The following is a 24468-nucleotide window of genomic DNA, read 5'->3' as shown; positions in this document are numbered from 1 at the left end:
ATATTGGGGCACGAAAGAAGCAGCGCACGCCGCGCCGGGCGCTTGGAGGGGCCCTGCCGAAGGTGCCGCAAAGCGCCAGGAGGGAACAGGGATGCCCGCCGTATCGAATGCTGTCCTGATATGCGCTAGGGTCTTCTTGCGGTGAATGATTCTCCGCCTCATGACGCCCCGATACCATGCATGAGCATCCACCTTCATGGCCTGCCGATAGGCTTCCTCGCCCCAATATGGCGTAATGTCGATGCCGTTGCGTCGCAGCGTATTAAGCAGCGGATCCTTGTTATAAAAGGCAATACCGTAGGGATGGACGGGGACGCCCTGAGGGGGGAGGGGCATAGCAAAGGCCTTGATGATCAGCGCGTATTTCAGCTTACGGCACCTCGGCTCCAACTGTGCCCAAGCCATCCGGGATTGTGGGCGCCGCCGAAGGACAAGGATCTTCTGGTCGACGCGTCCCAACAGCTGGCGCCCATGCATCGCCGATCCCTCGGCGAAGATCAGGAGCCGAGCGCCGGCGTAGAGCGCCATTTGCCGCATCAGTGTTTCTTTTCCTGGATCCAGGATGGCGACGCCCGCCCGCGACATGGCTTCGACCAGCAGACGCTCTCCGGCATGGCCACGTTGTGTGCCGAGACAGATCAAGAGCGCCTTGATAGCCCGCGCAATGAGGGCAGAGTTCGGCGTGAAGATAGCTTGACCGCAGGTCGTGAACCGGATAAATCCCCGCAATCATCGCCGGTTTTCCAAGAATCGGCTTGTCAGGGCCGGGCCGCCACGCAAGGCGGCCTGCTCTTGTTTATACGGTTCGACGCTGGCGGTGCGTGGTGTGTCGTCAGCCTCTCAACTTGAACTCCCCGCAAGAGGGATGAGAATGCAAAGCCAGAATATCCGCATCCGGTTGAAGGCGTTCGATTATCGCGTCCTGGATGCCAGCACGCAGGAAATCGTCAACACCGCCAAGCGCACCGGCGCGCAGGTCCGCGGCCCGATTCCGCTGCCCAACAAGATCGAGAAATTCACCGTTCTGCGCGGTCCGCACATCGACAAGAAATCCCGCGACCAGTGGGAAATCCGCACGCACAAGCGCCTGCTGGACATCGTCGACCCGACCCCGCAGACCGTTGACGCCCTGATGAAGCTCGACCTCGCCGCCGGCGTGGATGTCGAGATCAAGGTTTAAGGAGGCCATCATGCTGCGGACTGGTGTTATCGCCAAGAAGCTGGGCATGACCCGGCTGTTCCTGGAGGACGGGCGTCAGGTGCCCGTCACCGTGCTGCACGTGGACAACGTGCAGGTCATCGCTCAGCGCACCGCCGAGAAAGACGGCTACGTGGCGCTGCAGCTCGGCGCGGGCGAGGCGAAAGCCAAGCGCACGACCGCCGCGCTGCGCGGCCATTTCGCCAAGGCGAATGTCGCGCCCAAGCGCAAGATCGCGGAATTCCGCGTCTCGCCCGAGAACCTGGTCGAGGTGGGCGAGGAGATCGTCGCCGACCATTACTTCGAGGGCCAGTATGTCGACATCGCCGGCACCTCGATCGGCAAGGGCTTTGCCGGTGCGATGAAGCGGCACAATTTCCGCGGTCTGCGCGCCTCGCACGGCGTGTCGATCAGCCACCGCTCGCACGGCTCGACCGGCCAGTGCCAGGATCCGGGCAAGGTGTTCAAGGGCAAGAAGATGGCCGGCCACCTGGGTGCCGTGCGCGTCACCACCCAGAACCTCCAGGTCGTCAAGACCGATGCCGAACGTGGCCTGATCATGGTCAAGGGCTCGGTTCCGGGTTCCAAGGGCGGCTGGGTCACGATCAAGGACGCCGTGAAGAAGCCGCTGGCCGAAAACACCGTTTTCCCGGCCGCGACCCGTTCGAAAGCTGCCCAGGCCGAGGCTGCCGCCCCTGCCGAGGCCGCTGCGCCCGAAGGAGACAACTGATGAAACTCGACGTTATCACGCTCGATGCCGGCAAGGCCGGGGACATCGACCTGAGCGATGACATCTTCGGGCTTGAACCGCGTGCGGACCTGCTGCACCGCGTCGTGCGCTGGCAGCGTGCGAAGGCGCAGGCGGGCACCCATTCGGTGCTGGGCAAGTCGGATGTCAGCTACTCGACCAAGAAGATCTATCGCCAGAAGGGCACCGGCGGCGCCCGCCACGGTTCCCGCAAGGCGCCGATCTTCCGTCACGGCGGCGTCTACAAGGGCCCGACCCCGCGCAGCCACGCCTTCGACCTGCCCAAGAAGGTCCGCGCGCTTGGCCTGAAGCACGCGCTGTCGGCCAAGGCCGCCGCGGGTGAGCTGGTCGTCGTGGAGAGCCTGAACATCGCGGAAGCCAAGACCGCGGCCGTCGCCAAGGCGGTCAAGGAAAACGGCTGGAAGCGCGTCCTGGTGATCGACGGGGCCGAGGTGAACGAGAATTTCGCCCGCGCCGCCCGCAACCTGGAAGGCGTCGATGTGCTGCCCTCGATGGGTGCCAACGTCTATGACATCCTGCGTCGCGACACGCTCGTGCTGACGCGCGCCGGTGTCGAAGCTCTGGAGGCTCGCCTGAAATGAGCGTGAAACCCGAACATTACGACGTGATCGTCAAGCCGGTCATCACCGAAAAGGCCACTCTGGTGGGCGATGCGAACGCCTATGTCTTCCAAGTGGCCAAGGAATCGACCAAGCCGGCGATCAAGCAGGCCGTCGAGGCCCTGTTCAACGTCAAGGTGAAGGCCGTGAACACGACCATCACCAAGGGCAAGACCAAGCGTTTCCGCGGCCGCCCCGGCGTCCGCTCGGACGTGAAGAAGGCCTATGTGACGCTGGAAGCTGGCAACAGCATCGACGTCTCGACCGGCCTCTGATAGAAGCCTGCGAATCGACGGCCCCGGCAGCGGGGCCGTCGCCATTTGACTGAAACGGACCTAGCTTTGGTCCAAAGCAACGGAAGACAGAAAGCATGGCACTCAAGTCGTATAAGCCGACGACGCCTGGCCAGCGTGGGCTGGTTCTGATCGACCGTTCGGAGCTTTGGAAAGGGCGCCCGGTCAAGTCCCTCACGGAGGGGCTGACCAAGAACGGCGGCCGGAACAACACCGGACGGATCACGATGCGCCGCAAGGGCGGCGGGGCGAAGCGTCTCTATCGCATCGTCGATTTCAAGCGCACCAAGTTCGATGTCCCGGCGACCGTCGAGCGGATCGAATACGACCCGAACCGCACCGCCTTCATCGCGCTGATCAAATATGAAGACGGCGAGCAGGCCTATATCATCGCGCCCCAGCGTCTGGCTGTCGGCGACAAGGTGGTGGCCGGCGCCAAGGTGGACGTGAAGCCGGGCAACGCCATGCCCTTCAGCGGCATGCCGATCGGCACCATCGTCCACAACGTCGAGCTGAAGCCCGGCAAGGGCGGCCAGATCGCCCGCTCGGCTGGCACCTATGCCCAGTTCGTCGGCCGCGACGGCGGCTATGCCCAGATCCGCCTGTCCTCGGGCGAGCTGCGCCTGGTGCGCCAGGAATGCATGGCCACCATCGGCGCCGTGTCGAATGCCGACCATTCGAACCAGAACCTCGGCAAGGCCGGCCGCAACCGGCACCTGGGCATCCGCCCGAGCGTGCGCGGCGTGGCCATGAACCCGATCGACCACCCGCATGGTGGTGGTGAAGGCCGGACTTCGGGCGGTCGTCACCCGGTTACTCCCTGGGGCAAGGGCACCAAGGGCAACCGCACCCGCACGAACAAATCGACCGACAAGTATATCCTGCGGTCGCGTCACGCGAAGAAGGGGCGTTAATCCATGGCACGTTCTGTTTGGAAGGGCCCCTTTGTCGATGCTTATGTGCTTCGCAAGGCCGAGAAAGCCCGCGAGTCCGGCAAGTCGGACGTCATCAAGATCTGGTCGCGTCGTTCGACCATTCTGCCGCAATTCGTCGGCCTGACCTTTGGCGTCTACAACGGCCAGAAGCACATCCCGGTCTCGGTGACCGAAGAGATGATCGGCCAGAAGTTCGGTGAATACTCGCCGACGCGGACCTATTACGGTCACGCCGCCGACAAGAAAGCGAAAAGGAAGTAAGCGTCATGGGTAAGGAACAAAATCCGCGCCGCGTGGCGGAGAACGAGGCGTTTGCGAAGACCAAGATGCTTCGCACCTCGCCGCAGAAGCTGAACTTGGTTGCGGCGATGATCCGCGGCAAGAAGGTGGACAAGGCCCTGGCCGACCTGACCTTCTCGTCCAAGCGCATTGCCGGCGATGTCAAGAAATGCCTGCAATCGGCCATCGCCAACGCCGAGAACAACCATAACCTCGACGTCGACAACCTGATCGTCGCCGAGGCCTGGGTCGGCAAGAACCTGGTCATGAAGCGTGGCCGTCCGCGCGCCCGTGGTCGTTACGGCAAGATCATGAAGCCGTTTTCGGAAATCACCATCAAGGTCCGTCAGGTCGAGGCCATCGAAGCCGGGGAGCGCGCGTAATGGGTCAGAAGGTAAACCCCATCGGGATGCGTCTCCAGGTCAACCGCACCTGGGACAGCCGCTGGTATGCGGATGACAAGGATTACGGCAATCTGCTGCTGGAAGACCTGAAGATCCGCGACTTCATCCACAAGGAAGCCAAGCAGGCCGGCGTCAGCCGCGTGGTGATCGAGCGTCCGCACAAGAAATGCCGCGTGACGATCTATGCCGCGCGTCCGGGTGTCATCATCGGCAAGAAAGGCGCCGACATCGAGACCCTGCGCAAGAAGCTGGCGAACTACACCGCCTCGGAACTGCACCTCAACATCGTCGAGGTCCGCAAGCCCGAGCTGGACGCCCAGCTGGTGGCCGAGTCGATCGCCCAGCAGCTCGAGCGCCGGGTGTCGTTCCGCCGCGCCATGAAGCGCGCGGTGCAGAACGCCATGCGCATGGGCGCCCTGGGCATCCGGGTGAACGTGTCGGGCCGCCTGGGCGGCGCCGAGATCGCCCGGACCGAATGGTATCGCGAAGGCCGGGTGCCGCTGCACACGCTGCGCGCCGACATCGACTATGCGCTGTCGGAAGCCTCGACCCCCTACGGGATCATCGGGGTGAAGGTCTGGATCTTCAAGGGCGAGATCATGGAGCATGATCCGCAGGCCCGCGACCGCCGCGCGACCGAAGCGCAGGACGGTCCGTCGCCCCGCGGCCCGCGCCGTGATCGCGACCGCGACGCGCGCTAAGGAGAAGAAGCAATGCTGCAACCGAAACGGACCAAGTTCCGCAAACAGCACAAGGGCCGCATCCACGGTGAGGCCAAGGGCGGGTTCAACCTGAACTTCGGCTCCTATGCGCTGAAGGCCATCGAGCCCGAGCGCGTCACCGCGCGCCAGATCGAGGCGGCCCGCCGCGCGATCACCCGCCACATGAAGCGTCAGGGCCGGGTCTGGATCCGCATCTTCCCGGATGTGCCGGTTTCCTCGAAGCCGACCGAAGTGCGGATGGGTAAAGGCAAGGGTTCGGTGGATTACTGGGCCGCCCGCGTCCATCCCGGCCGGATCATGTTCGAGATCGACGGGGTGAACGACGTCATCGCCCGCGAGGCGCTGCGCCTGGGCGCGCAGAAGCTGCCGGTGCTGACCCGCATCGTCGCGCGCGAAGACTGGTAATTCGCCATCGCTTCCAGATTGCGCCCCGCCGCGACAGTGGCGGGGCGCTGCATTTCCGGCCTCCTCGGGACAATCGGGGTTGCCAAAATCCGGCCGAGCCTGTATGGGCAGGCCTTCATCATGAAACTCCACCGGAATCAGGGTGGCCCTGCATGGCAGGGGCTCGCCGGTGATGTTGAAAGGAAAAGGCGCATGAAAGCGCAGGAACTGAAAGACAAGACGCCTGACCAGCTGAAGGAACAGCTGCTCGCGCTGAAGAAGGAAGCGTTCAACCTGCGCTTCCAGCAGGCCACCGGCCAGCTCGAATCGACCGCCCGCATGCGCTCCGTCCGCCGCGACGTGGCCCGTGTGAAAACCATTCTGAACCAGAAAGCGGCTGAAGCCGCGGCGTCGAACTAAGGAGCCCGGTCCATGCCCAAACGCATCCTGCAAGGCAAGGTCGTCAGCGACAAGAACGAACAGACCGTCACCGTTCTGGTCGAGCGTCGCTTCAAGCATCCGCTGCTGCACAAGACCGTGCGTTCGTCCAAGAAATACCGCGCGCATGACGCGCAGAACCAGTTCAAGGTGGGTGACATCGTTCGCATCGTCGAATGCGCGCCGATCTCGAAGACCAAGCGCTGGACCGTGCTGACCGAAGCCACCGAGGTTTCGGCCTGAGGCCCAGTTTAATCGATACCCTGGGGCCGGCCCATGATCAAGGTCGTGCCGGTCCCCAAAGGTCGGGAGTAACCAAATGATCCAGATGCAGACCAATCTGGATGTCGCTGACAACTCCGGCGCACGCCGGGTGCAGTGCATCAAGGTTCTGGGTGGTTCGCACCGTCGCTATGCGTCGGTGGGCGACATCATCGTCGTCTCCGTCAAGGAAGCCATTCCGCGCGGCCGCGTGAAGAAGGGCGACGTCCGCAAGGCCGTCGTCGTGCGCACCGCGAAAGAAGTGAAGCGCGAGGACGGCACCTCGATCCGCTTCGACCGCAACGCCGCCGTCATCCTGAACAACCAGGGCGAACCGGTCGGCACCCGTATCTTCGGGCCGGTCGTGCGCGAGCTGCGGGCCAAGAACTTCATGAAGATCATCTCGCTTGCGCCGGAGGTGCTGTGATGGCTGCGAAGCTCAAGAAGGGCGACAAGGTCGTCGTGCTGACCGGCAAGGACAAGGGCAAGCAGGGCGAGATCGCCGCGGTGTTCCCGAAAGAGAACAAGGCGGTCGTTGACGGCGTCAACATCGCGATCCGTCACCAGCGCCAGACCCAGACGAGCCAGGGCGGCCGCGTGGCCAAGGCCATGCCGATCGACCTGTCGAACCTGGCGCTGCTGGACAAGAACGGCAAAGCGACCCGCGTCGGCTTCCGCGTGGAAGACGGCAAGAAGGTCCGTTTCGCCAAGACCACGGGAGACGTGATCTGATGCTGGACCAAGCCAATTACACCCCGCGCCTCAAGTCGCTCTACAAGGACCAGATCCGCGCCGCGCTCAAGGAAGAGTTCGGCTACAAGAACGACATGCAGATCCCGCGCCTGGACAAGATCGTCCTGAACATGGGCATCGGCGAGGCCGTCAAGGACACCAAGAAGGTCAAGCAGGGCGCCGAGGAACTGTCGCTGATCGCAGGCCAGAAAGCCGTCATCACCAAGGCCAAGAAGTCGATCGCCGGCTTCCGCGTCCGGGAAGAGATGCCGCTGGGCTGCAAGGTCACGCTGCGCGGCGACCGGATGTATGAATTCCTGGATCGCCTGGTCAACATCGCGCTGCCCCGCGTCCGCGACTTCCGCGGCGTCAAGGGCACGGCTTTCGACGGCCGCGGCAACTACGCCATGGGCCTGAAGGAGCATATCGTGTTCCCGGAAATCAACTTCGACAAGGTCGACGAAGTTCTGGGGATGGACATCATCATCTGCACCACCGCGCGGACCGACGCGGAAGCGAAGTCGCTGCTGAAGGCATTCAACATGCCTTTCAACGGCTGATCGCGGAGGGAAGAAGATATGGCAAAGAAATCCATGGTCGAGCGCGAGAAGAAGCGCGAGCGTCTGGTTCAGAAATACGCCGCCAAGCGCGCCGCGCTGAACGAGATCGTCCACGATCAGTCCCGTCCGATGGAAGAGCGCTTCAAGGCCAGCCTGAAACTGGCCGAACTGCCGCGCAACTCCTCGGCCACGCGTCTGCACAACCGGTGCCAACTGACCGGCCGTCCGCATGCGTATTACCGTAAACTGAAACTGTCGCGGATCATGCTGCGCGAGCTTGGCTCGTTCGGCCAGATCCCCGGCATGGTCAAATCCAGCTGGTAAGGGGGCAATATGTCGATGAACGATCCTCTCGGCGATATGCTGACCCGCATCCGCAACGCGCAGATGCGCGGCAAATCGACCGTCCGCACTCCGGCCTCCAAGCTGCGCGCCTGGGTCCTGGACGTGCTGAAAGCCGAAGGCTACATCCGCGGCTATGAAGAAACCACGACCGAAGCCGGTCACAAGGAACTGGAAATCAGCCTGAAGTACTACGAAGGCACTCCGGTCATCCGCGAACTGGCCCGCGTGTCGAAACCCGGCCGCCGCGTTTACGCCGGCGCCAAGGAAATCCCGATGGTCCGCAACGGCCTGGGCGTTTCCATCGTCTCGACGCCGAAAGGCGTCATGTCGGACGCAGCGGCTCGCAACGCCAATGTTGGCGGCGAAGTCCTCTGCACCGTGTTCTAAGGAGGGCAGAGATGTCTCGGATTGGTAAGAAACCGGTCGCCCTCCCCAAGGGCGTGACGGCCGAAATCAAGGGCCAGACGATCGAGGTGAAGGGGCCGAAAGGCGCCCGCACGTTCACCGCGACCGACGACGTGACCCTGTCGGTGGAAGAAGGTTCGGTCAAGGTGACGCCGCGCGGCACCTCGAAGCGCGCCCGCCAGCAGTGGGGCATGACCCGCTCGATGGTCGAGAACCTGACCGTCGGCGTGTCGGAAGGCTTCAAGAAAGAGCTCGAGATCCAGGGCGTGGGTTATCGCGCCACCATGCAGGGCAAGACCCTGAAGCTGGCTCTGGGCTATTCGCATGACGTGAACTTCGAAACGCCGGACGGTGTGACGATCACCTCGCCGAAGCAGACCGAGATCGTGGTGGAAGGCATCGACCAGCAGCTGGTCGGCCAGGTCGCCGCGAACATCCGCGAGTGGCGCCGCCCCGAGCCCTACAAGGGCAAGGGCATCCGCTACAAGGGCGAGGTCGTCTTCCGCAAGGAAGGCAAGAAGAAGTAAGGGGCGCGAGAAATGGCACTGAACAAGAGAGAGCTGTTCCTGAAGCGCCGCCTGCGCGTGCGGAACAAACTGCGGAAGATCTCGGACGGCCGTCCGCGGCTTTCCGTCCACCGTTCTTCCAAGAACATCAGCGTCCAGGTGATCGACGACGTGAAGGGGGTCACTCTGGCCGCCGCCTCGTCGCTCGAGAAGGATCTGGGCGTGGTCGGCAAGAACAACGTCGAGGCCGCGGCCAAGATCGGCGCCGCCATTGCGGAACGCGCGAAGAAGGCCGGTGTCGAAGAGGTGATCTTCGACCGTGGCGGCTTCCTGTTCCACGGCAAGATCAAGGCGCTTGCCGATGCGGCCCGCGAAGGCGGCCTGAAGTTCTGACGAATGCGGGTGGCGGCAGCGCCACCCCGATGATCCGGGGGCCGTCCGATCCGTCGGCGGCCCACCAGGATTGGCTTCAACGGCGCGGAACGCGCGCCAGCGTATGAGGAATGCCTTATGGCAGAACGTGAAAACCGTCGGGGTCGCCGCGAAGAGCGCGAGGAAACCCCGGAATTCGCCGACCGTCTGGTCGCGATCAACCGCGTGTCGAAAACCGTCAAAGGCGGCAAGCGCTTCGGCTTCGCTGCTCTGGTGGTCGTCGGCGACCAGCGTGGCCGCGTCGGCTTCGGCAAGGGCAAGGCCAAGGAAGTGCCCGAGGCGATCCGCAAGGCGACCGAGCAGGCCAAGCGCTCGCTGGTTCGCGTGCCGCTGCGCGATGGCCGCACGCTGCATCACGACATCGAGGGCCGTCATGGCGCCGGCCGGGTGGTGATGCGGACCGCGGTTCCGGGGACCGGCATCATCGCCGGCGGCCCGATGCGCGCCGTGTTCGAGATGCTGGGCGTCCAGGACGTCGTGGCCAAGTCGCTGGGGTCGCAGAACCCCTACAACATGATTCGCGCCACCATCGACGGTCTCAAGAAGGAAGCTTCGCCCCGCAACGTCGCGCAGCGCCGCGGCAAGAAGGTGGCCGAGATCCTGCCGTCCAACGACAAGCCGGCCGAAGCCGCCGTCGAAGCGTAAGGAGACAGGCATATGGCTAAAACCATCGTCGTGAAGCAGATCGGCTCGCCGATCCGCCGCCCGGCCGTCCAGCGCGAGACGCTGAAGGGCCTGGGCCTGAACAAGATGAACCGCACCCGCGAGCTGGAAGATACCCCGGCCGTGCGCGGCATGGTCGCCAAGATCCCGCATCTGGTGACCATCGTGGAAGAGCGCGGCTGATCCCGCCACGCCCTTCCCAGGCATTGCATCGAAAGCGCCCCGGAGCTGCTCCGGGGCGTTTTTTCTTGGCCTGTTAACCCTTTGCTAACGGCTTGTCCCTAGGCTGCCGCCAGGACCGCGCCCGCAGGAAAGGAGCCAGATGTGCCGCGCCCGCTGCTCTGCCTTGCGCTTGCCGTCCTGCTGCTGGCCGGTGCGGCCTCGGCCAGTCCCTGGCCGCGGGCGGTGAATGGCGTGTTCATGGCGCTGTCGGGCGAACGCGACGCCGCCGGGCACAGCTATGCCGGGCTTTATGCTGAACTGGGGCGTCGGCCGCGGCTGACGGTCGGGGTCGAACTGGGCCGCTCCAGCGCCGGCGAGACCAGCAGCCTGGTCTGGCTGCAGCGCGCGCTGGACCGGGGCAGGGGGCCGGACCGCTGGGCCGCCTCGTTGGGTCTGGGTGCGGTGGAACGTCGCGGCCAGCCGATGCCGGTGGCCCAGGCCGCGCTGGGTTGGGGCAGGGTTTTTGACGACCTGCCCTTGCTGCGGCGCGTTCGGGGCGGGGGCTGGGTATCGGCCGAGCTGCGCCACAAGCTGGCGGGCGCGCTCAGGGATGAAGAGGAAATGGCTGCGCTGGCCGCTCGGGGTGCCAGCGCGCTGAGCTATCTGACGGCCGAGGCGACGACCAAGGCCGAGGTGACGGTGGGGTGGCACATGACCGAGGCGCTGATGCTGATCCATCAGCTGCGGCTGGAGGATCGCGAGGACACCGGCTTTTCCGCCAAGCTCGCGGTCTCGGCGGTGCGCGACCTGTTCGGGCCTGCGAAGCTGGAATTGGGCCTGGTCGAGCCGCTGTCGGGACCGGGCGAGCGCGCGGTCAGGCTGGGGCTGTGGGTGGAGTTCTGAGACGGCCCAGGTCCGCGCAACGGGCTGGCCGCGGCGCTGAGCGGGCGATGGGCTTGCCGGCGCGGCGGGGCGCGGGCGCTTCGGCCATGCCAACTTGACCCAGCCGTGAACAGCCGATAGAAGCCGCCGGTGTTCCCTTGGGATCACGACTCGAACAAGCAAGAAACGCCGCGTTCGCCCCCTTTCGCTTCATGGGGCGTTTCCGGCCAAGGAGAAGCGACATGAAACTGCATGAACTGCACGACAATCCCGGCGCCAACCGCAAGAAAAAGCGCGTGGCGCGCGGCCCCGGCTCGGGCAAGGGCAAGACCGCCGGCCGTGGTATCAAGGGCCAGACCTCGCGTTCGGGCGTGGCGCTGAACGGCTATGAAGGCGGCCAGATGCCGCTGTATCGCCGCCTGCCCAAGCGCGGCTTCAGCAAGCCGAATCGCCTGGAATTCGCGGTGGTGAACCTGGGCCAGCTGCAGGCCTTCGTCGAAGCGGGCAAGCTGGATGCGAAAACCGACGTGACCGAGGACGCGCTGGTCGCCGCCGGCGTCATCCGCCGCAAGCTGGACGGCGTGCGGGTGCTGGCCAAGGGCGAGATCAAGGCCGCGCTGAACCTGACCGTGGCCGGTGCGTCGAAAGCCGCGGTCGAGGCCATCGAGAAGGCCGGCGGCAAGATCACCGTCACCCGCCCGGCCAAAGAAGCAGCCGCGGCCGAATAAGTTGTTGAAGGGCGCGCCCGCGCCCCATAGATAGCTGTCAAGTTTTCCAGGCGCCGCGGGATCGGGAAACGATCCGGCGGCGCTGCCACGAAGGGGCACAAGCATGGCGTCAGCCGCAGAACAGATGGCCGCGAACCTTTCCTGGGGCGCGCTCGGCAAGGCGACCGAGTTGCGCCAGAGGATCTGGTTCACGCTCGGACTTCTCATCATCTATCGTCTCGGCACCTATATCCCGGTGCCTGGCATCGACGGCGCCGCGCTGCGCAACTTCATGGAGCAGGCCCAGGCCGGCATCGGCGGCATCCTGTCGATGTTCACCGGCGGTGCCTTGGGGCGGATGGGCGTCTTCGCGCTCGGCATCATGCCCTATATCTCGGCCTCGATCATCGTGCAGCTGCTGGCCTCGATGGTGCCGGCGCTGGAGCAACTGAAGAAAGAGGGCGAGCAGGGCCGCAAGAAGATCAACCAGTATACCCGCTACGGCACGGTGGCGCTGGCGCTGTTCCAGGCCTGGGGCCTGGCCGTCAGCCTGGAACACGGCAACCTGGCGCATGAGCCGGGGATGTTCTTCCGCGCCTCGGTGGTCATCACCCTGGTCGGCGGCACCATGTTCCTGATGTGGCTGGGCGAGCAGATCACCGCCCGCGGCATCGGCAACGGCATCTCGCTGATCATCTTCGTCGGCATCGTGGCCGAGATCCCCGGCAGCCTGGCGCAGTTCCTGGCCCAGGGCCGTTCGGGCGCCGTCTCGACCCCGGTGATTCTGGGCGTGATCCTCATGGTCGCCGCGGTGATCGCCTTCGTGGTGTTCATGGAGCGCGCGCTGCGCAAGATCCACATCCAGTATCCGCGCCGCCAGGTCGGGATGAAGGTCTATGACGGCCAATCGTCGCACCTGCCGATCAAGGTGAACCCGGCGGGGGTGATCCCGGCGATCTTTGCCAGCTCGCTTCTGCTGCTGCCGGTGACGATCTCGACCTTCTCGGGCAACCAGACCGGCCCGATCATGTCCACGATCCTGGCCTATTTCGGCCCCGGCCAGCCGCTCTACCTGCTGTTCTTCGCGGCGATGATCGTGTTCTTCACCTATTTCTACACCTTCAACGTCAGCTTCAAGACCGAGGACGTGGCCGAGAACCTGAAGAACCAGGGCGGCTTCATCCCCGGCATCCGGCCCGGCAAGCGCACCGAGGATTACCTGACCTATGTGGTGACGCGGGTGCTGGTGATCGGCTCGGCCTACCTGGCCTTCGTCTGCCTTCTGCCCGAGATCATCCGCGACCAGCTGGCGATCCCGTTCTATTTCGGCGGGACTTCGGTGCTGATCGTGGTCAGCGTCGTCATGGATACGATCAACCAGGTGCAAAGCCACTTGCTCGCCCATCAATACGAAGGTTTGATCGAGAAATCGCAACTGCGCGGCAAGCGCGGCAAGGCCGGGGCGGCGGCCAAGCCGCGCAAGGCGCCGGCGCGCCGTTAAGGGGTAAACCCACCAAAAAGGGTAGGAGAGGGACGACGACATGGCGATCAACATCATTCTGCTGGGCCCGCCCGGCGCAGGCAAAGGCACCCAGGCCCGGCGGCTGATCGAGGAGCGCGGGCTCGTCCAGCTCTCGACCGGCGACATGCTGCGCGAGGCCCGCAACTCGGGCACCGAGATGGGCAAGCGCGTGGCCGAGGTGATGGACCGCGGCGAGCTGGTGACGGACGAGATCGTCATCGGCCTGATCCGCGAAAAGCTGGGGCAGGGCGGCAAGGGCTTCATCTTCGACGGCTTCCCGCGCACCCTGGCGCAGGCCGACGCGCTGCAGGCGCTGATGGCCGAGATGGACCAGCGCATCGATGCCGTGATCGAGATGCGGGTGGACGATGCGGCGCTGGTCTCGCGCATCTCGGGCCGCTTCACCTGCGGCAATTGCGGCGAGGTCTATCACGACGTGACCAAGCCGACCAAGGAGCCGGGCAAATGCGACGTCTGCGGCTCGACCGACCTGCGCCGCCGGGCCGACGACAACGAGGAAAGCCTCAAGACCCGGCTGATGGAATATTACAAGAAGACCTCGCCACTGATCGGCTATTACTATGTCAAGGGCAACCTGAACCCGGTCGACGGCCTGGCCGAGATCGACGAGGTGGCCGCCCAGGTCGCCAAGGTGATGGACAAGATCCCGTCCTAGGCTTGACCTCGGACGGCGAATCCCTTATTTCGCAGCATCTCGCAAGAGAATCACCCGGATGTCCTGGGTGTCGCTTCAAGGCCCGGAGGCTTGGCTTTCGGGTCTTTGGTTGTGAAAAAAGGTTCCGGCGCTACGGAACCGCAACATGGAAAAGGAAACACGCGTGGCTCGTATTGCTGGCGTCAACATTCCGACCGGGAAACGCGTCCCGATCGCCCTGACCTATATCCACGGGATCGGCTCGAAATTCGCCGACGAGATCGTCACCGCCGTCGGCATCGACCCGACCCGCCGCGTGAACGAGCTGTCGGATGCCGAAGTCCTGAAGATCCGCGAATACATCGACGCCAACTATACCGTCGAAGGCGACCTGCGCCGCGAGACGCAGATGAACATCAAGCGCCTGATGGACCTGGGTTCCTATCGTGGCCTGCGCCACCGTCGCGGCCTGCCGGTCCGCGGCCAGCGCACCCACACCAATGCCCGCACCCGCAAGGGCCCGGCGAAGCCCATCGCCGGCAAGAAGAAGTAAGGGGGAACGGACATGGCACGCGATAAAACCCGTATCAAGCGCAAGGAACGCAAGAACATCGCCACCGGCGTGGCGCATGTGAACTCGTCCTTCAACAACACCAAGATCCTGATCTCGGACGTGCAGGGCAATGCGATCTCGTGGTCGTCGGCCGGCACCATGGGCTTCAAGGGCTCGCGCAAATCGACCCCCTACGCCGCGCAGATGGCCGCCGAAGACGCCGGCAAGAAGGCGCAGGAACACGGCGTCCGCACGCTGGAAGTCGAAGTGCAGGGCCCTGGCTCGGGTCGCGAATCGGCGCTGCGCGCGCTGGCCGCGGTCGGCTTCAACATCACGGCGATCCGTGACGTGACCCCGATCGCGCATAACGGCTGCCGCCCGCCGAAGCGCCGCCGGGTCTGATCCTTTGGGATTTTGACGCGTCCTGCGCGGGGCTGTCCCGTGCGGGGCGCGCTTTACGCATTTCACCTCGGGCGTTTCCGGCCACGGTCATGGGGCGGGAACTGGTATGGAGGCAAACGCATGATCCACAAGAACTGGGCCGAACTCATCAAGCCCACCCAGCTTGAAATCAAGCCGGGCGCCGATTCGTCCCGCGTGGCCACCGTGGTCGCGGAACCGCTGGAGCGTGGCTTCGGCCTGACGCTGGGCAATGCGCTGCGCCGGGTGCTGCTGTCGTCCCTGCAGGGCGCGGCCATCACCTCGGTGCAGATCGACAACGTGCTGCACGAATTCTCGTCCGTCCCCGGCGTGCGCGAGGACGTGACCGATGTCGTGCTGAACCTCAAGGGCGTGACGCTGAAGATGGACGTCGACGCGCCCAAGCGCCTGACGCTTTCTGCCAAGGGTCCGGGCGAGGTCAAGGCGGGCGACATCCAGGAAACCGCCGGCATCACCATCCTGAACCGCGACCATGTCATCTGCCACCTCGACGAGGGGGCGGAGCTGCACATGGAACTGACCGTCGCCAATGGCAAGGGCTATGTCGCTGCCGACAAGAACCGCCCCGAGGACGCGCCCATCGGCCTGATCCCGATCGACGCCATCTTCTCGCCGGTCAAGCGCGTCAGCTACGAAGTCACGCCCACCCGCGAGGGCCAGGTGCTGGACTATGACAAGCTGACCATGAAGGTCGAGACCGACGGTTCGCTGACCCCGGAAGACGCCGTGGCCTATGCCGCCCGCATCATCCAGGACCAGCTGTCGGTCTTCGTCAACTTCGACGAGCCGGAAACGGCCACCCGCTCGGATGCCGAGGACGGGCTGGAGTTCGATCCGCGCCTGCTGAAGAAGGTCGACGAGCTGGAACTGTCGGTGCGTTCGGCGAACTGCCTGAAGAACGACAACATCGTCTATATCGGCGACCTGATCCAGAAGACCGAGGCCGAGATGCTGCGCACCCCGAACTTCGGCCGCAAGTCGCTGAACGAGATCAAGGAAGTGCTGTCCGGCATGGGCCTGCACCTCGGCATGGATGTCGTGGACTGGCCGCCGGAAAACATCGAGGATCTGGCCAAGCGTTTCGACGACCAGTTCTGAGTTCCGGGGGCGGCGACGCCCCCCGCAAGACCGGGCATCCGCCCCAAGGAGAGCGGCCCGCACGCATGGGCCGCCGGACAAAGCAAAAAGACGTCATAGGAGATCATCATGCGTCACGCCCGCGGCTATCGCCGCCTGAACCGCACCCACGAGCACCGCAAGGCGCTTTTCGCCAACATGGCCGGCTCGCTGATCGAGCATGAGCAGATCAAGACCACCCTGCCCAAGGCCAAGGAACTGCGCCCCATCGTCGAGAAGCTGATCACCCTGGCCAAGCGCGGCGATCTGCACGCCCGCCGGCAGGCCGCCGCCCAGCTGAAGCAGGACGCCCATGTCGCGAAACTGTTCGACGTGCTTGGCGCCCGCTACAAGGACCGCCAGGGCGGCTATGTCCGCATCATGAAGGCCGGCTTCCGCTATGGCGACATGGCCCCGATGGCGATCATCGAATTCGTCGAGCGCGACACCAGCGCCAAGGGCGCGGCCGACCGTGCCCGCCTGGAAGCCGAATCGGCTGCCGACGAATCGTAAGAAATTTAACTCTTTCTTAGGGTTAAGCGATCATTGACGCCCGCAGCCATCGCCATGGCTGCGGGCTTTTTGCAACAGTCCACGATTCATGTGATCGGCGGCTAAGGGGAACGAATCCGTTCATTTTCGTGCGAAAGTTGCACCGTCCATCAGGAAACGCACGGGAATTGCAGCAAGCGCGACGGCTTGCGCCCGGAGGGCAAAGACGGCTATGCCTTGCCGTGCCGACGGGCTGACCCGACGGCATTCCGAAAAACGTCGCTCGCAAGCACGGTATTGCTTGAATACACTGAGAACCGTGCCATTTTTCGTTGTAACCCGAAGAAAACGCAATCTGTCCAAAAAGTCATGTCGTCTCGCGCGGAAATCAATGCAGCACTCGCCAAGCTGAAAAAGCTTGCTCCGGCGGGCTATTTCATCGGGCTGCACATTCGTTTCGCTGCACCGTTGATGCAGTTCCAGACCTATAACAAGGAATGGGCCCAGCGCTATTCCGAACGGGCCTATGCCCTGCGCGACCCCACCATCGCCTGGGGCTTCTCGACCACCGGCGCCTGCCGGTGGAGCGTGCTGCCCATTCCAGACCCGTTTTCGATTCTCCAGGACGCGGCCGATCACGGGCTGCACTATGGTCTGGTCGTGGCGCATGGGCCGATCAAGTCGCGCACCATCGCGGCCTTCGCCCATGACAAGCGGGAATTCACGGATGACGAGATCGATGTGATCTCGGCAACGCTACGACGGCTTCACGAAATCACGGAGCCGCCGGAGAGCCTGACGAAGGCTCAGCAAGAGGCCCTTCGGTGTATCGCAGAGGGGGATCGTCATGCAGCGGCGGCTGCCAAGCTTGGTATAACGGAAAGCGCATTCAAGGCACGTCTCATCTCGGCACGCGAACGACTCATGGCGCGCACGACGGCCGAGGCGCTGCAACGGGCCAAGGATTACCGCTTGCTGTAATACGGTTCGTCCGCCGTTGCGGTTTACACCTGGGGGCCACCACCACCAAGAACCCCAGGAGAAGACCATGCAGACCACCACACTTTCCTTCGCCAACCTCCACAACCACGGCGAGCTGTTCGCCAACATCTTCCGCGCCCGCAAGCAAAGCTTCATCGTCCAGAAACGCTGGAACCTGCCCCAGACCGACGACATGGAGTTCGACCAGTACGACACGCCGATGAGCCGCTGGGTGGCGATCCACGAAAACGGCCGGGTTCTGGCCGGCGTGCGCCTGACCCCCACCACGGCGCGCTGCGGCATGTATTCCTACATGATCCGCGATGCTCAGCTTGACCTGCTCGGCGGCTCGATCCCGCAGAACCTGCTGGACGAACAGGCGCCGGTCGAGCCGGGCACCTGGGAAGCCAGCCGGCTGTTCGTCGACCACACCATCCCGCAGCGCGAACGCCGCCGGGTGCATTTCAACCTGGTGCAGGAGATGACCAATTCGGCGCGCGAACTGGGCGCCTCGCGTCTGGTGTGCCTGGTCGCCTCGACCTGGCCGCGCTGGCTGGTGCCCTGCGGGCTGGACGCGCAGGCCATGGGCCCGGTGGTCTGGATCGACGACGGCTATTTCCAATGCGTCTCGATCAACCTGGCGGCCAAGATGCACTGATGCGGCGCGCAGGGTGGAGGGCCTTTCGCGCGTGATGCGGGCGGCGTAACATGTCGCCCGCATGGCAGACCTATTCGACACCGCGCCCGCCTCGGGCGAAGCTGCGCGCCCGGTGGCGCGTCCCCTGGCCGACCGGATCCGCCCGGCCAGGCTGTCCGATGTCATCGGCCAGGACAAGGTTCTTGGCCCCGACGGCCCGCTGGGCGCCATGCTGGGCGCCGGCAGCCTGTCCTCGCTGATCCTCTGGGGCCCGCCGGGGGTCGGCAAGACCACCATCGCCCGCCTTCTGGCGCAAGAGACGGACCTGGCCTTCGTGCAGATCTCGGCGATCTTTTCCGGCGTGCCGGAGCTGCGCAAGGTGTTCGACGCCGCCCGCCTGCGCCGGAGCCAGGGCCGCGGCACCCTGCTTTTCGTCGACGAGATCCACCGCTTCAACAAGGCGCAGCAGGACAGCTTCCTGCCGCATATGGAGGACGGCACCATCACCCTGGTCGGTGCCACCACCGAAAACCCCAGTTTCGAACTGAACGCTGCGCTTCTGTCCCGCGCCCAGGTCATCGTGCTGGAGCGGCTGGGCCTGGCGGACCTCGAGCGCCTGGCGCAGCGCGCCGAGCAGGAACTGGGCCGCGCCCTGCCGCTGACCGGCGAGGCCCGCGACCGGCTCCTGGAGATGGCCGACGGCGACGGCCGCGCGGTGCTGAACCTGATCGAGCAGGTGATGGCCTGGAAGGTCAAGGGCAAGCTCGACCCCGAGGCGCTGGCGCAGCGGCTGATGCGGCGCGCGGCGAAATACGACAAGTCGGGCGACGAGCATTACAACCTGATCTCGGCCCTGCACAAATCGGTGCGCGGCAGCGACCCAGACGCGGCACTCTACTGGCTGTCGCGGATGCTGGAGGGGGGCGAGGATCCGCGCTATCTCGCCCGCCGCCTGACCCGCATGGCGATCGAGGACATCGGCTTGGCCGATCCGGCCGCGCAGCGCCATTGCCTGGACGCCTGGGCGCTTTACGAGCGGCTGGGCAGCCCCGAGGGCGAACTGGCGCTGGCCCAGGCCACGATCTACCTGGCGCTGGCGCCCAAGTCGAATGCCGGCTATGCCGCCTACAAGGCGTCGCGCGCCCTGGCGCGGCGCTCGGGCAGCCAGATGCCGCCCAAGCATATCCTGAACGCGCCGACCGGGCTGATGTCGGAACAGGGCTATGGCGCCGGCTATGCCTATGACCACGATGCCGAGGACGCCTTTTCGGGCCAGAACTATTTCCCCGACGGCATGAAGCGCCCGGTCTTCTACCTGCCCGTCGAGCGGGGATTCGAGCGCGAGCTGAAAAAGCGCGTTGAATGGTTCGCCGGGCTGCGTCAGAAGCGGCGGGCAGAGGACAAAGCATGAAACACACTTTCCTTCAGGTCGCGCTGGGTGGGGCCCTGGGCTCCGCGGCGCGCTATGGGGTCAATATCCTGGCCGGGCGGCTGACCCCCGGCTTTCCGCTGGGCACGCTGAGCGTGAACATCGCCGGCTGCCTGGCCATGGGGCTGCTGGCGGCCTTGCTGGCGCATCGGGGCGGGCAGCATCTGGCGCCCTTTCTGCTGACCGGGGTGCTGGGCGGCTTCACCACCTTCTCCGCCTTCGCGCTGGACACGATGACGCTGTGGGAACGCGGCGCCGCCGCCACCGCGCTTGGCTATGTGCTGGGCTCGGTCCTGCTGTCGCTGGCGGCGGTGATCGTCGGGCTGGCCATCGGCCGGGGGCTTTTCGCATGAGCGGCGTGCAGACCATCCGCGTCGGCGCGGACGAGGGCGAGCAGCGCATCGACCGCTGGCTGAAGAAGCGATTCCCGCAGCTGACCCAAGGCGCGGTCGAGAAATGGTGCCGCACCGGCCAGCTGCGCGTCGACGGCGGCCGGGTCAAGGCCAATACCCGCATCGAGGCCGGGCAGGAGGTGCGCGTGCCGCCGCTGCCCGAGGGCGCGCCGCCGCCCGCCCAGCCGAAAGCGTCGGTGAAGCAGTCCGATGCCGAGATGATCCAGTCCTGCGTCTTGTGGCGCGACGAGCATATCATCGCCCTGAACAAGCCGCCGGGCCTGCCCTCGCAGGGTGGCTCGGGGCAGGGCGACCGGCATGTGGACGGGCTGACCGCGGCGCTGATGTTCGGCTACAAGGACCGGCCCAAGCTGGTGCATCGGCTGGACAAGGACACGTCGGGGGTGCTGCTGCTGGCGCGCACCGACCGGATCGCGCGGGCGCTTTCCGAGGCGTTCCGCCACCGGCTGACCCGCAAGATCTACTGGGCCGCCGTGGCCGGGGTGCCGCATCCGCGCATGGGCTCGATCAAATACGGGCTGGTCAAGGCGCCCGGCCGCGGCCGGGGCGGCGAGGGCGAGAAGATGATGGCCGTCCACCCCTCGGCCGTCGCCACGACCGAGGGTGCCAAGCGCGCCCATACCGACTATGCCGTGCTGGATGCGCTCGGCGGGCGCGTCAGTTGGGTTGCCATGGTGCCCGTCACCGGCCGCACCCACCAGCTGCGCGCCCATATGGCCGAGATCGGCCATCCCATCGTCGGCGACGGCAAATACGGCGGCTCGGGGCAAGAGAACCTGGGCGACGGCTGGGGCGCCCAGCTGGGCGGAGAGATCAGCCGCAAGCTGCACCTGCATGCGCGCATGATCCGCTTCGAGCATCCGATCACCAAGAAGCTGATCACCGTGACCGCGCCCTTGCCCGATCACATGAGCCGCACCTGGAAGACGCTGGGCTGGTCGGAAAACGACGTGCCCGAAGACCCCTTTGCCGAGACAGCATGAAACTGGTCATCTTCGACATCGACGGCACGCTGGTCGACAGCCAGCTTGAGATCACCCAGGCGATGAACCGCGCCATGCAGGGCGCGGGCCTGCCCGAGATGGAGCCGGCGCGCATCCTCTCCATCGTCGGCCTGTCGCTGCCGGTTGCGGTGGCGCGGCTCTTGCCCGGCGCCGGTCCCGACCTGCACGAGCGCGTCGTGGCCGGCTATCGCGAATCCTTCATCGCCTCGCGCGCGGCGGGGGCGCTGCCGCCGCTTTATCCGGGCGCGCTGGACTGCCTGGACGCGCTGGCCGCGCGCGATGAAATGCTGTTGGGCATCGCCACCGGCAAGCCGGCGCGCGGGCTGGCGGCGATCCTGGACGCGCATGGGCTGACCCGGCGCTTCATCACCCGGCAATCGGCCGACGGCCATCCATCCAAGCCGCATCCGGCGATGCTGGAAAGCGCGCTGTCGGAAACCGGCGTGGTGGCGGGGCGCGCGGTCATGGTGGGCGATTCCACCTTCGACATGGAAATGGCGCGGGCGGCCGGGGTTGCCGGCTACGGCGTCGGCTGGGGCTTTTGCCCGGCCGAGGAACTGCATGCCGCCGGTGCGCATCTGGTCGCGCCCGACTATCCCGCGCTGACCCGCGCGCTGCTGGAGTGGGCCGATGAGTGAATGGAAGGCGCGCCGTTTCTGGGCATCCGTCGCGATCCACAAGGAAGTGGACGGCGGCTGGAGCGTGCTTCTGGACGAACGTCCCCTGCGCACGCCCGGCAAGCAGCCGCTGCGCCTGCCGACCGAGGCGCTGGCGCTGGCCGTGGCCGAGGAATGGCAGGCGGTGCGGGATGTGATCGACCCCAACGCCATGCCGCTGACCCGCGCGGCCAATTCCGCCATCGAAAAGGTCATGCCGCAATTCGACGCGGTGGCGGCGATGCTGGGCGAATATGGCGGCACCGACCTGCTGTCCTATCGCGCCGATGCGCCCGAGGCGCTGGTGCGCGCCCAGGCCGAGGGCTGGGATCCGCTGATCGACTGGGCGGCGACCGAGCTTCGCGCGCCGCTGCGCATCACCCATGGCGTGATCCCGGTGCCGCAGGATCCGGTCGCGCTGCTGAAACTGCGCGCAGAGGTCGCAGCCCTCGATCCCTTCGGCCTGACGGCCTTGCACGATCTGGTGACCTTGCCCGGCTCGCTGGTCCTGGGGCTGGCGGTGATACGCGGCCGCATCGACGCCGAGGCCGCCCATGCCCTGTCCCGGATTGACGAGGAATTTCAGGCACAACGCTGGGGCCGCGACGACGAGGCCGACGAGGCGGCCGCCGGCCGGCTGGCCGCGATGCGCGATTCTGAGCGGTTCTGGCTTCTCAGCCGCGGCTGACGGGCGCGTTTTGGTTCTTTCTTGACGCATCCGCCTCCATCGGCACAATGCCGCTTATGGGGGTAACGAATGCCCCTTGCTCAAACGGGCTCGCCAACGGCCCTATAGACGGCGCATTCCTGGGCGAGACCCGGAACAACAGTGGGGAAATCAATGAAGAAATCTGTATTCTTCGGCTCTGTGACGGCGGTCGCGCTGGCGGCCTCGGGTGCTTTGGCCGCAGAGGGCGACACGCTGAAAGAGGTCAAGGCCCGCGGCGTGCTGAACTGCGGCGTGAACACCGGCCTGATCGGCTTTGCCGCCCCTGACGCGAACGGCAACTGGTCGGGCTTCGACGTCGCCTTCTGCAAGGCCGTGGCCGCGGCGGTGCTGGGCGACGCGACCAAGGTGAAATACGTGCCGACCACCGGCCAGACCCGCTTCACGGCGCTTTCCTCGGGCGAGGTGGACCTTCTGGCCCGCAACTCCACCTGGACCTTCCAGCGCGACACCGACCTCAAGCTGGATTTCATCGGCGTCAACTACTACGACGGCCAGGGCTTCATGGTGCGCAAGGATCTGGGCGTTTCCTCGGCCAAGGAGCTGAACGGGGCCACGATCTGCATCCAGACCGGCACCACGACCGAACTGAACCTGGCCGATTACTTCAAGGCCAACAACATGGACTATCAGCCGGTCAACATCGACAGCAACGCCGAGGGCGAACAGCAATACATGGCCGGCGCCTGCGATGCCTATACGACCGACGCCTCGGGCCTGGCCGCGACCCGCGCCAGCTTCGCGGACCCGGAAAACCACATCATCCTGCCCGAGATCATCTCGAAAGAGCCGCTGGGCCCGGCGGTGCGCCATGGCGACAACAACTGGGGCGACATCACGCGCTGGACGCTTTACGCCCTGATCGCGGCCGAGGAATACGGCGTCACCTCGGCCAATATCGACGAGCTGGCGAAAAGCTCGAACAACCCCGAGGTCCAGCGCCTGCTGGGCACCACCGACGAGCTGGGCACGATGATCGGGCTTGACGCCGAATGGGCCAGGCGCGCCATCAAGGCCGGCGGCAACTACGGCGAGATCTTCGCCGCCACCATCGGCGAACAGACCCCGATCGGGCTGGCGCGCGGGTTGAACGCGCAATGGACCCAGGGCGGTCTGATGTATGCGATGCCCTTCCGGTAATCGCATCTGAACAAGGGCGTGCGGGGGCGCGTGCCCTCCGCGCGCCCCCGAACGAAAACCGGCAAGCCAGAGGCCAAAGGCCCGACATTTCCGCCGGTCACAGGGGGTTACTACATGGTCGCTTATACGGGGGCGGACAATCCGCCGTTCCGGTTGTCGATGCTGATCTATGATCGGCGCTATCGCTCGCTGACCCTGCAAGCCATCGTCTTCATCCTGGTGATGCTGGCGGCGAGTTGGCTGATCGACAACACGCTGCGCAACCTGTCCGCCATGGGCAAGACGCTCAGCTTCGATTTCCTGTTCCGGCGCGCCGGATACGACATCCCGCAGCAGCTGATCCCATACAATTCCGACGACACCCATCTGCGCGCGACCGTGATCGGGCTGCTGAACACGCTGCTCGTCTCGGTGCTGGGCTGCATCGCGGCGACGGTCCTGGGCGTGATCGTGGGCGTGCTGCGGCTGTCCTCGAACTGGCTGATCGCGCGGCTGATGACGGTCTATGTCGAGGTCTTCCGCAACATTCCCCTGCTTTTGTGGATCCTGGTCTGCCTTGCGATCTTTACCGAGGTGATGCCGCCGCCCAACGCCTATCGCGGCGAGAACCCGGCCGCGAGCATGATCCTGTTCGACACCATCGCGCCGACCAACCGTTATACCGCCATCCCCTCGATCGGCATGACCAACCCGCCCGGCACCATCTCGCTGGGGCGCGAGGGGATCAGCTGGGCCTTCGTCGCCTTCGTCGTGGTCATCGCCGCCGCCTTCGTCGGGCGCCGGCTGCTGCGGAGCCGGGCGCAGCGCATCCAGGACCGGACCGGCAAGCGGCCGACGACCTGGTGGATCAGCCTGGCGATGTTCGCGCTGCCGGTGCTGTTCCTGACCTGGTATTTCGGCCTGCATCTGATCCCGCCGGTGCTGCGCGGCTTCAACTTTGCCGACGGCATCAACCTGGACAACGCCCTGGTGGTGCTGTGGCTGGCGCTGACGCTTTATCGCGAATTCACCAAGCCCTTGTCGATA

At 65.3% G+C, this 24468-nt stretch carries 37 protein-coding genes and 1 pseudogene; 37 read left to right on the top strand and 1 reads right to left on the bottom strand.

Annotated elements, in window-relative coordinates:
- Positions 1–729 (bottom strand): annotated as a pseudogene (locus FE811_RS18460) (glycosyltransferase 61 family protein); the annotation flags it as partial.
- 142 nt (positions 730–871) lie between these two features.
- On the opposite strand from FE811_RS18460, the gene rpsJ reads away from it, so the two are divergent.
- The 37 genes from rpsJ to FE811_RS18275 form a co-directional block, all read left to right on the top strand.
- Positions 872–1180, top strand: coding sequence for a 30S ribosomal protein S10 (rpsJ, locus tag FE811_RS18455; protein WP_010400227.1), 309 nt, complete (start codon positions 872–874; stop codon positions 1178–1180).
- A gap of 10 nt (positions 1181–1190) precedes the next feature.
- Positions 1191–1928: a 50S ribosomal protein L3 gene (gene rplC, locus FE811_RS18450; protein WP_116222142.1), complete on the top strand. Its 738-nt coding sequence runs from the start codon at positions 1191–1193 to the stop codon at positions 1926–1928.
- A complete protein-coding gene (gene rplD, locus FE811_RS18445) occupies positions 1928–2548 on the top strand; it encodes a 50S ribosomal protein L4 (RefSeq protein ID WP_036754151.1) in 621 nt (206 codons plus the stop codon). The genes rplC and rplD overlap by 1 nt, the downstream gene beginning before the upstream one ends.
- Positions 2545–2841 carry a 50S ribosomal protein L23 gene (locus tag FE811_RS18440; RefSeq protein WP_024844053.1) on the top strand — a complete coding sequence of 99 codons (297 nt, stop codon included), beginning with the start codon at positions 2545–2547 and terminating at the stop codon, positions 2839–2841. The genes rplD and FE811_RS18440 overlap by 4 nt, the downstream gene beginning before the upstream one ends.
- Positions 2842–2936: 95 nt before the next feature.
- Positions 2937–3773, top strand: coding sequence for a 50S ribosomal protein L2 (gene rplB / locus FE811_RS18435; protein WP_036754154.1), 837 nt, complete (start codon positions 2937–2939; stop codon positions 3771–3773).
- 3 nt (positions 3774–3776) lie between these two features.
- Positions 3777–4055 (top strand): 30S ribosomal protein S19, encoded by a 279-nt coding sequence (gene rpsS / locus FE811_RS18430; protein ID WP_010400236.1) that lies wholly within the window; start codon positions 3777–3779, stop codon positions 4053–4055.
- Positions 4056–4060: 5 nt separating this feature from the next.
- Positions 4061–4456: a 50S ribosomal protein L22 gene (gene rplV / locus FE811_RS18425; protein ID WP_024844055.1), complete on the top strand. Its 396-nt coding sequence runs from the start codon at positions 4061–4063 to the stop codon at positions 4454–4456.
- Positions 4456–5178, top strand: a complete 723-nt coding sequence (rpsC, locus tag FE811_RS18420; RefSeq protein WP_036754157.1) for a 30S ribosomal protein S3 — start codon at positions 4456–4458, stop codon at positions 5176–5178. The genes rplV and rpsC overlap by 1 nt, the downstream gene beginning before the upstream one ends.
- Before the next feature lie 12 nt (positions 5179–5190).
- Positions 5191–5604: a 50S ribosomal protein L16 gene (gene rplP / locus FE811_RS18415; RefSeq protein WP_036754161.1), complete on the top strand. Its 414-nt coding sequence runs from the start codon at positions 5191–5193 to the stop codon at positions 5602–5604.
- A gap of 192 nt (positions 5605–5796) precedes the next feature.
- Positions 5797–6003 (top strand): 50S ribosomal protein L29, encoded by a 207-nt coding sequence (rpmC, locus tag FE811_RS18410; protein WP_036754163.1) that lies wholly within the window; start codon positions 5797–5799, stop codon positions 6001–6003.
- Between the two features lie 12 nt (positions 6004–6015).
- On the top strand, positions 6016–6264 hold the full coding sequence (gene rpsQ / locus FE811_RS18405) for a 30S ribosomal protein S17 (protein WP_036754166.1): 249 nt from the start codon (positions 6016–6018) through the stop codon (positions 6262–6264).
- Between the two features lie 76 nt (positions 6265–6340).
- Positions 6341–6709: a 50S ribosomal protein L14 gene (rplN, locus tag FE811_RS18400; protein WP_010400243.1), complete on the top strand. Its 369-nt coding sequence runs from the start codon at positions 6341–6343 to the stop codon at positions 6707–6709.
- Complete coding sequence (gene rplX, locus FE811_RS18395; protein WP_036754169.1) at positions 6709–7014, top strand: 50S ribosomal protein L24; 306 nt, start codon at positions 6709–6711, stop codon at positions 7012–7014. Before rplN ends, rplX begins: the two co-directional genes overlap by 1 nt.
- Complete coding sequence (rplE, locus tag FE811_RS18390; RefSeq protein ID WP_036754171.1) at positions 7014–7574, top strand: 50S ribosomal protein L5; 561 nt, start codon at positions 7014–7016, stop codon at positions 7572–7574. Before rplX ends, rplE begins: the two co-directional genes overlap by 1 nt.
- Positions 7575–7592: 18 nt before the next feature.
- Complete coding sequence (rpsN, locus tag FE811_RS18385) at positions 7593–7898, top strand: 30S ribosomal protein S14 (protein ID WP_024844062.1); 306 nt, start codon at positions 7593–7595, stop codon at positions 7896–7898.
- 9 nt (positions 7899–7907) lie between these two features.
- Positions 7908–8306 carry a 30S ribosomal protein S8 gene (gene rpsH / locus FE811_RS18380; protein WP_114535287.1) on the top strand — a complete coding sequence of 133 codons (399 nt, stop codon included), beginning with the start codon at positions 7908–7910 and terminating at the stop codon, positions 8304–8306.
- Between the two features lie 11 nt (positions 8307–8317).
- Positions 8318–8851, top strand: a complete 534-nt coding sequence (gene rplF / locus FE811_RS18375; RefSeq protein ID WP_036754174.1) for a 50S ribosomal protein L6 — start codon at positions 8318–8320, stop codon at positions 8849–8851.
- Between the two features lie 12 nt (positions 8852–8863).
- On the top strand, positions 8864–9223 hold the full coding sequence (gene rplR, locus FE811_RS18370; protein ID WP_036754177.1) for a 50S ribosomal protein L18: 360 nt from the start codon (positions 8864–8866) through the stop codon (positions 9221–9223).
- Between the two features lie 117 nt (positions 9224–9340).
- Positions 9341–9907: a 30S ribosomal protein S5 gene (gene rpsE, locus FE811_RS18365; RefSeq protein WP_036754180.1), complete on the top strand. Its 567-nt coding sequence runs from the start codon at positions 9341–9343 to the stop codon at positions 9905–9907.
- A gap of 12 nt (positions 9908–9919) precedes the next feature.
- Positions 9920–10108: a 50S ribosomal protein L30 gene (gene rpmD, locus FE811_RS18360; RefSeq protein ID WP_036754182.1), complete on the top strand. Its 189-nt coding sequence runs from the start codon at positions 9920–9922 to the stop codon at positions 10106–10108.
- Between the two features lie 141 nt (positions 10109–10249).
- Complete coding sequence (locus FE811_RS18355; RefSeq protein WP_140848319.1) at positions 10250–10990, top strand: hypothetical protein; 741 nt, start codon at positions 10250–10252, stop codon at positions 10988–10990.
- Positions 10991–11211: 221 nt separating this feature from the next.
- On the top strand, positions 11212–11697 hold the full coding sequence (gene rplO / locus FE811_RS18350; RefSeq protein WP_072462397.1) for a 50S ribosomal protein L15: 486 nt from the start codon (positions 11212–11214) through the stop codon (positions 11695–11697).
- A 103-nt stretch (positions 11698–11800) separates the two neighbouring features.
- A complete protein-coding gene (secY, locus tag FE811_RS18345; protein ID WP_072462396.1) occupies positions 11801–13177 on the top strand; it encodes a preprotein translocase subunit SecY in 1377 nt (458 codons plus the stop codon).
- 40 nt (positions 13178–13217) lie between these two features.
- Positions 13218–13874, top strand: a complete 657-nt coding sequence (locus FE811_RS18340) for an adenylate kinase (RefSeq protein ID WP_036754188.1) — start codon at positions 13218–13220, stop codon at positions 13872–13874.
- A gap of 163 nt (positions 13875–14037) precedes the next feature.
- Positions 14038–14406, top strand: a complete 369-nt coding sequence (rpsM, locus tag FE811_RS18335) for a 30S ribosomal protein S13 (RefSeq protein ID WP_036754304.1) — start codon at positions 14038–14040, stop codon at positions 14404–14406.
- Positions 14407–14418: 12 nt separating this feature from the next.
- Entirely contained in the window at positions 14419–14808 is a 390-nt protein-coding gene (gene rpsK / locus FE811_RS18330; protein ID WP_011747123.1) for a 30S ribosomal protein S11, read from the top strand.
- 120 nt (positions 14809–14928) lie between these two features.
- Positions 14929–15945, top strand: a complete 1017-nt coding sequence (locus tag FE811_RS18325) for a DNA-directed RNA polymerase subunit alpha (RefSeq protein WP_036754191.1) — start codon at positions 14929–14931, stop codon at positions 15943–15945.
- Positions 15946–16053: 108 nt separating this feature from the next.
- The gene (rplQ, locus tag FE811_RS18320; RefSeq protein ID WP_072462395.1) at positions 16054–16476 is read left to right on the top strand and encodes a 50S ribosomal protein L17; all 423 of its coding nucleotides are present in this window, start codon (positions 16054–16056) and stop codon (positions 16474–16476) included.
- A gap of 348 nt (positions 16477–16824) precedes the next feature.
- On the top strand, positions 16825–17436 hold the full coding sequence (locus FE811_RS18315; RefSeq protein WP_011747126.1) for an autoinducer binding domain-containing protein: 612 nt from the start codon (positions 16825–16827) through the stop codon (positions 17434–17436).
- Between the two features lie 67 nt (positions 17437–17503).
- Positions 17504–18094, top strand: a complete 591-nt coding sequence (locus FE811_RS18310; protein WP_036754195.1) for an acyl-homoserine-lactone synthase — start codon at positions 17504–17506, stop codon at positions 18092–18094.
- 61 nt (positions 18095–18155) lie between these two features.
- Positions 18156–19484, top strand: a complete 1329-nt coding sequence (locus FE811_RS18305; protein ID WP_116222145.1) for a replication-associated recombination protein A — start codon at positions 18156–18158, stop codon at positions 19482–19484.
- A complete protein-coding gene (crcB, locus tag FE811_RS18300) occupies positions 19481–19855 on the top strand; it encodes a fluoride efflux transporter CrcB (RefSeq protein ID WP_116222146.1) in 375 nt (124 codons plus the stop codon). The genes FE811_RS18305 and crcB overlap by 4 nt, the downstream gene beginning before the upstream one ends.
- A complete protein-coding gene (locus FE811_RS18295) occupies positions 19852–20898 on the top strand; it encodes an RluA family pseudouridine synthase (protein ID WP_114535283.1) in 1047 nt (348 codons plus the stop codon). Before crcB ends, FE811_RS18295 begins: the two co-directional genes overlap by 4 nt.
- On the top strand, positions 20895–21557 hold the full coding sequence (locus tag FE811_RS18290; protein ID WP_116222147.1) for an HAD-IA family hydrolase: 663 nt from the start codon (positions 20895–20897) through the stop codon (positions 21555–21557). The genes FE811_RS18295 and FE811_RS18290 overlap by 4 nt, the downstream gene beginning before the upstream one ends.
- Complete coding sequence (locus FE811_RS18285; RefSeq protein ID WP_116222148.1) at positions 21550–22263, top strand: ATP12 family chaperone protein; 714 nt, start codon at positions 21550–21552, stop codon at positions 22261–22263. Before FE811_RS18290 ends, FE811_RS18285 begins: the two co-directional genes overlap by 8 nt.
- A gap of 153 nt (positions 22264–22416) precedes the next feature.
- Positions 22417–23442 (top strand): amino acid ABC transporter substrate-binding protein, encoded by a 1026-nt coding sequence (locus FE811_RS18280; RefSeq protein WP_116222149.1) that lies wholly within the window; start codon positions 22417–22419, stop codon positions 23440–23442.
- 114 nt (positions 23443–23556) lie between these two features.
- Positions 23557–24468 (top strand): ABC transporter permease subunit (locus FE811_RS18275; protein ID WP_140848317.1); only part of this gene is annotated, 912 nt, incomplete at its 3' end.

Origin of the sequence: Paracoccus sp. FO-3, from assembly GCF_006386455.1 — a bacterium.
GTDB classification, from domain to species: Bacteria; Pseudomonadota; Alphaproteobacteria; order Rhodobacterales; family Rhodobacteraceae; genus Paracoccus; species Paracoccus versutus.
This window is presented reverse-complemented; position numbering and strand designations above follow the sequence as displayed.

Excerpts from the sequence above, each read along its gene's own strand:
- rpsJ (WP_010400227.1), top strand. The coding sequence starts at position 872 with ATGCAAAGCCAGAATATCCGCATCCGGTTGAAGGCGTTCGATTATCGC.
- rplC (WP_116222142.1), top strand. The coding sequence starts at position 1,191 with ATGCTGCGGACTGGTGTTATCGCCAAGAAGCTGGGCATGACCCGGCTG.
- rplD (WP_036754151.1), top strand. The coding sequence starts at position 1,928 with ATGAAACTCGACGTTATCACGCTCGATGCCGGCAAGGCCGGGGACATC.
- FE811_RS18440 (WP_024844053.1), top strand. The coding sequence starts at position 2,545 with ATGAGCGTGAAACCCGAACATTACGACGTGATCGTCAAGCCGGTCATC.
- rplB (WP_036754154.1), top strand. The coding sequence starts at position 2,937 with ATGGCACTCAAGTCGTATAAGCCGACGACGCCTGGCCAGCGTGGGCTG.
- rpsS (WP_010400236.1), top strand. The coding sequence starts at position 3,777 with ATGGCACGTTCTGTTTGGAAGGGCCCCTTTGTCGATGCTTATGTGCTT.
- rplV (WP_024844055.1), top strand. The coding sequence starts at position 4,061 with ATGGGTAAGGAACAAAATCCGCGCCGCGTGGCGGAGAACGAGGCGTTT.
- rpsC (WP_036754157.1), top strand. The coding sequence starts at position 4,456 with ATGGGTCAGAAGGTAAACCCCATCGGGATGCGTCTCCAGGTCAACCGC.
- rplP (WP_036754161.1), top strand. The coding sequence starts at position 5,191 with ATGCTGCAACCGAAACGGACCAAGTTCCGCAAACAGCACAAGGGCCGC.
- rpmC (WP_036754163.1), top strand. The coding sequence starts at position 5,797 with ATGAAAGCGCAGGAACTGAAAGACAAGACGCCTGACCAGCTGAAGGAA.
- rpsQ (WP_036754166.1), top strand. The coding sequence starts at position 6,016 with ATGCCCAAACGCATCCTGCAAGGCAAGGTCGTCAGCGACAAGAACGAA.
- rplN (WP_010400243.1), top strand. The coding sequence starts at position 6,341 with ATGATCCAGATGCAGACCAATCTGGATGTCGCTGACAACTCCGGCGCA.
- rplX (WP_036754169.1), top strand. The coding sequence starts at position 6,709 with ATGGCTGCGAAGCTCAAGAAGGGCGACAAGGTCGTCGTGCTGACCGGC.
- rplE (WP_036754171.1), top strand. The coding sequence starts at position 7,014 with ATGCTGGACCAAGCCAATTACACCCCGCGCCTCAAGTCGCTCTACAAG.
- rpsN (WP_024844062.1), top strand. The coding sequence starts at position 7,593 with ATGGCAAAGAAATCCATGGTCGAGCGCGAGAAGAAGCGCGAGCGTCTG.
- rpsH (WP_114535287.1), top strand. The coding sequence starts at position 7,908 with ATGTCGATGAACGATCCTCTCGGCGATATGCTGACCCGCATCCGCAAC.
- rplF (WP_036754174.1), top strand. The coding sequence starts at position 8,318 with ATGTCTCGGATTGGTAAGAAACCGGTCGCCCTCCCCAAGGGCGTGACG.
- rplR (WP_036754177.1), top strand. The coding sequence starts at position 8,864 with ATGGCACTGAACAAGAGAGAGCTGTTCCTGAAGCGCCGCCTGCGCGTG.
- rpsE (WP_036754180.1), top strand. The coding sequence starts at position 9,341 with ATGGCAGAACGTGAAAACCGTCGGGGTCGCCGCGAAGAGCGCGAGGAA.
- rpmD (WP_036754182.1), top strand. The coding sequence starts at position 9,920 with ATGGCTAAAACCATCGTCGTGAAGCAGATCGGCTCGCCGATCCGCCGC.
- rplO (WP_072462397.1), top strand. The coding sequence starts at position 11,212 with ATGAAACTGCATGAACTGCACGACAATCCCGGCGCCAACCGCAAGAAA.
- secY (WP_072462396.1), top strand. The coding sequence starts at position 11,801 with ATGGCGTCAGCCGCAGAACAGATGGCCGCGAACCTTTCCTGGGGCGCG.
- FE811_RS18340 (WP_036754188.1), top strand. The coding sequence starts at position 13,218 with ATGGCGATCAACATCATTCTGCTGGGCCCGCCCGGCGCAGGCAAAGGC.
- rpsK (WP_011747123.1), top strand. The coding sequence starts at position 14,419 with ATGGCACGCGATAAAACCCGTATCAAGCGCAAGGAACGCAAGAACATC.
- FE811_RS18325 (WP_036754191.1), top strand. The coding sequence starts at position 14,929 with ATGATCCACAAGAACTGGGCCGAACTCATCAAGCCCACCCAGCTTGAA.
- rplQ (WP_072462395.1), top strand. The coding sequence starts at position 16,054 with ATGCGTCACGCCCGCGGCTATCGCCGCCTGAACCGCACCCACGAGCAC.
- FE811_RS18315 (WP_011747126.1), top strand. The coding sequence starts at position 16,825 with ATGTCGTCTCGCGCGGAAATCAATGCAGCACTCGCCAAGCTGAAAAAG.
- FE811_RS18310 (WP_036754195.1), top strand. The coding sequence starts at position 17,504 with ATGCAGACCACCACACTTTCCTTCGCCAACCTCCACAACCACGGCGAG.
- FE811_RS18305 (WP_116222145.1), top strand. The coding sequence starts at position 18,156 with ATGGCAGACCTATTCGACACCGCGCCCGCCTCGGGCGAAGCTGCGCGC.
- crcB (WP_116222146.1), top strand. The coding sequence starts at position 19,481 with ATGAAACACACTTTCCTTCAGGTCGCGCTGGGTGGGGCCCTGGGCTCC.
- FE811_RS18295 (WP_114535283.1), top strand. The coding sequence starts at position 19,852 with ATGAGCGGCGTGCAGACCATCCGCGTCGGCGCGGACGAGGGCGAGCAG.
- FE811_RS18290 (WP_116222147.1), top strand. The coding sequence starts at position 20,895 with ATGAAACTGGTCATCTTCGACATCGACGGCACGCTGGTCGACAGCCAG.
- FE811_RS18285 (WP_116222148.1), top strand. The coding sequence starts at position 21,550 with ATGAGTGAATGGAAGGCGCGCCGTTTCTGGGCATCCGTCGCGATCCAC.
- FE811_RS18280 (WP_116222149.1), top strand. The coding sequence starts at position 22,417 with ATGAAGAAATCTGTATTCTTCGGCTCTGTGACGGCGGTCGCGCTGGCG.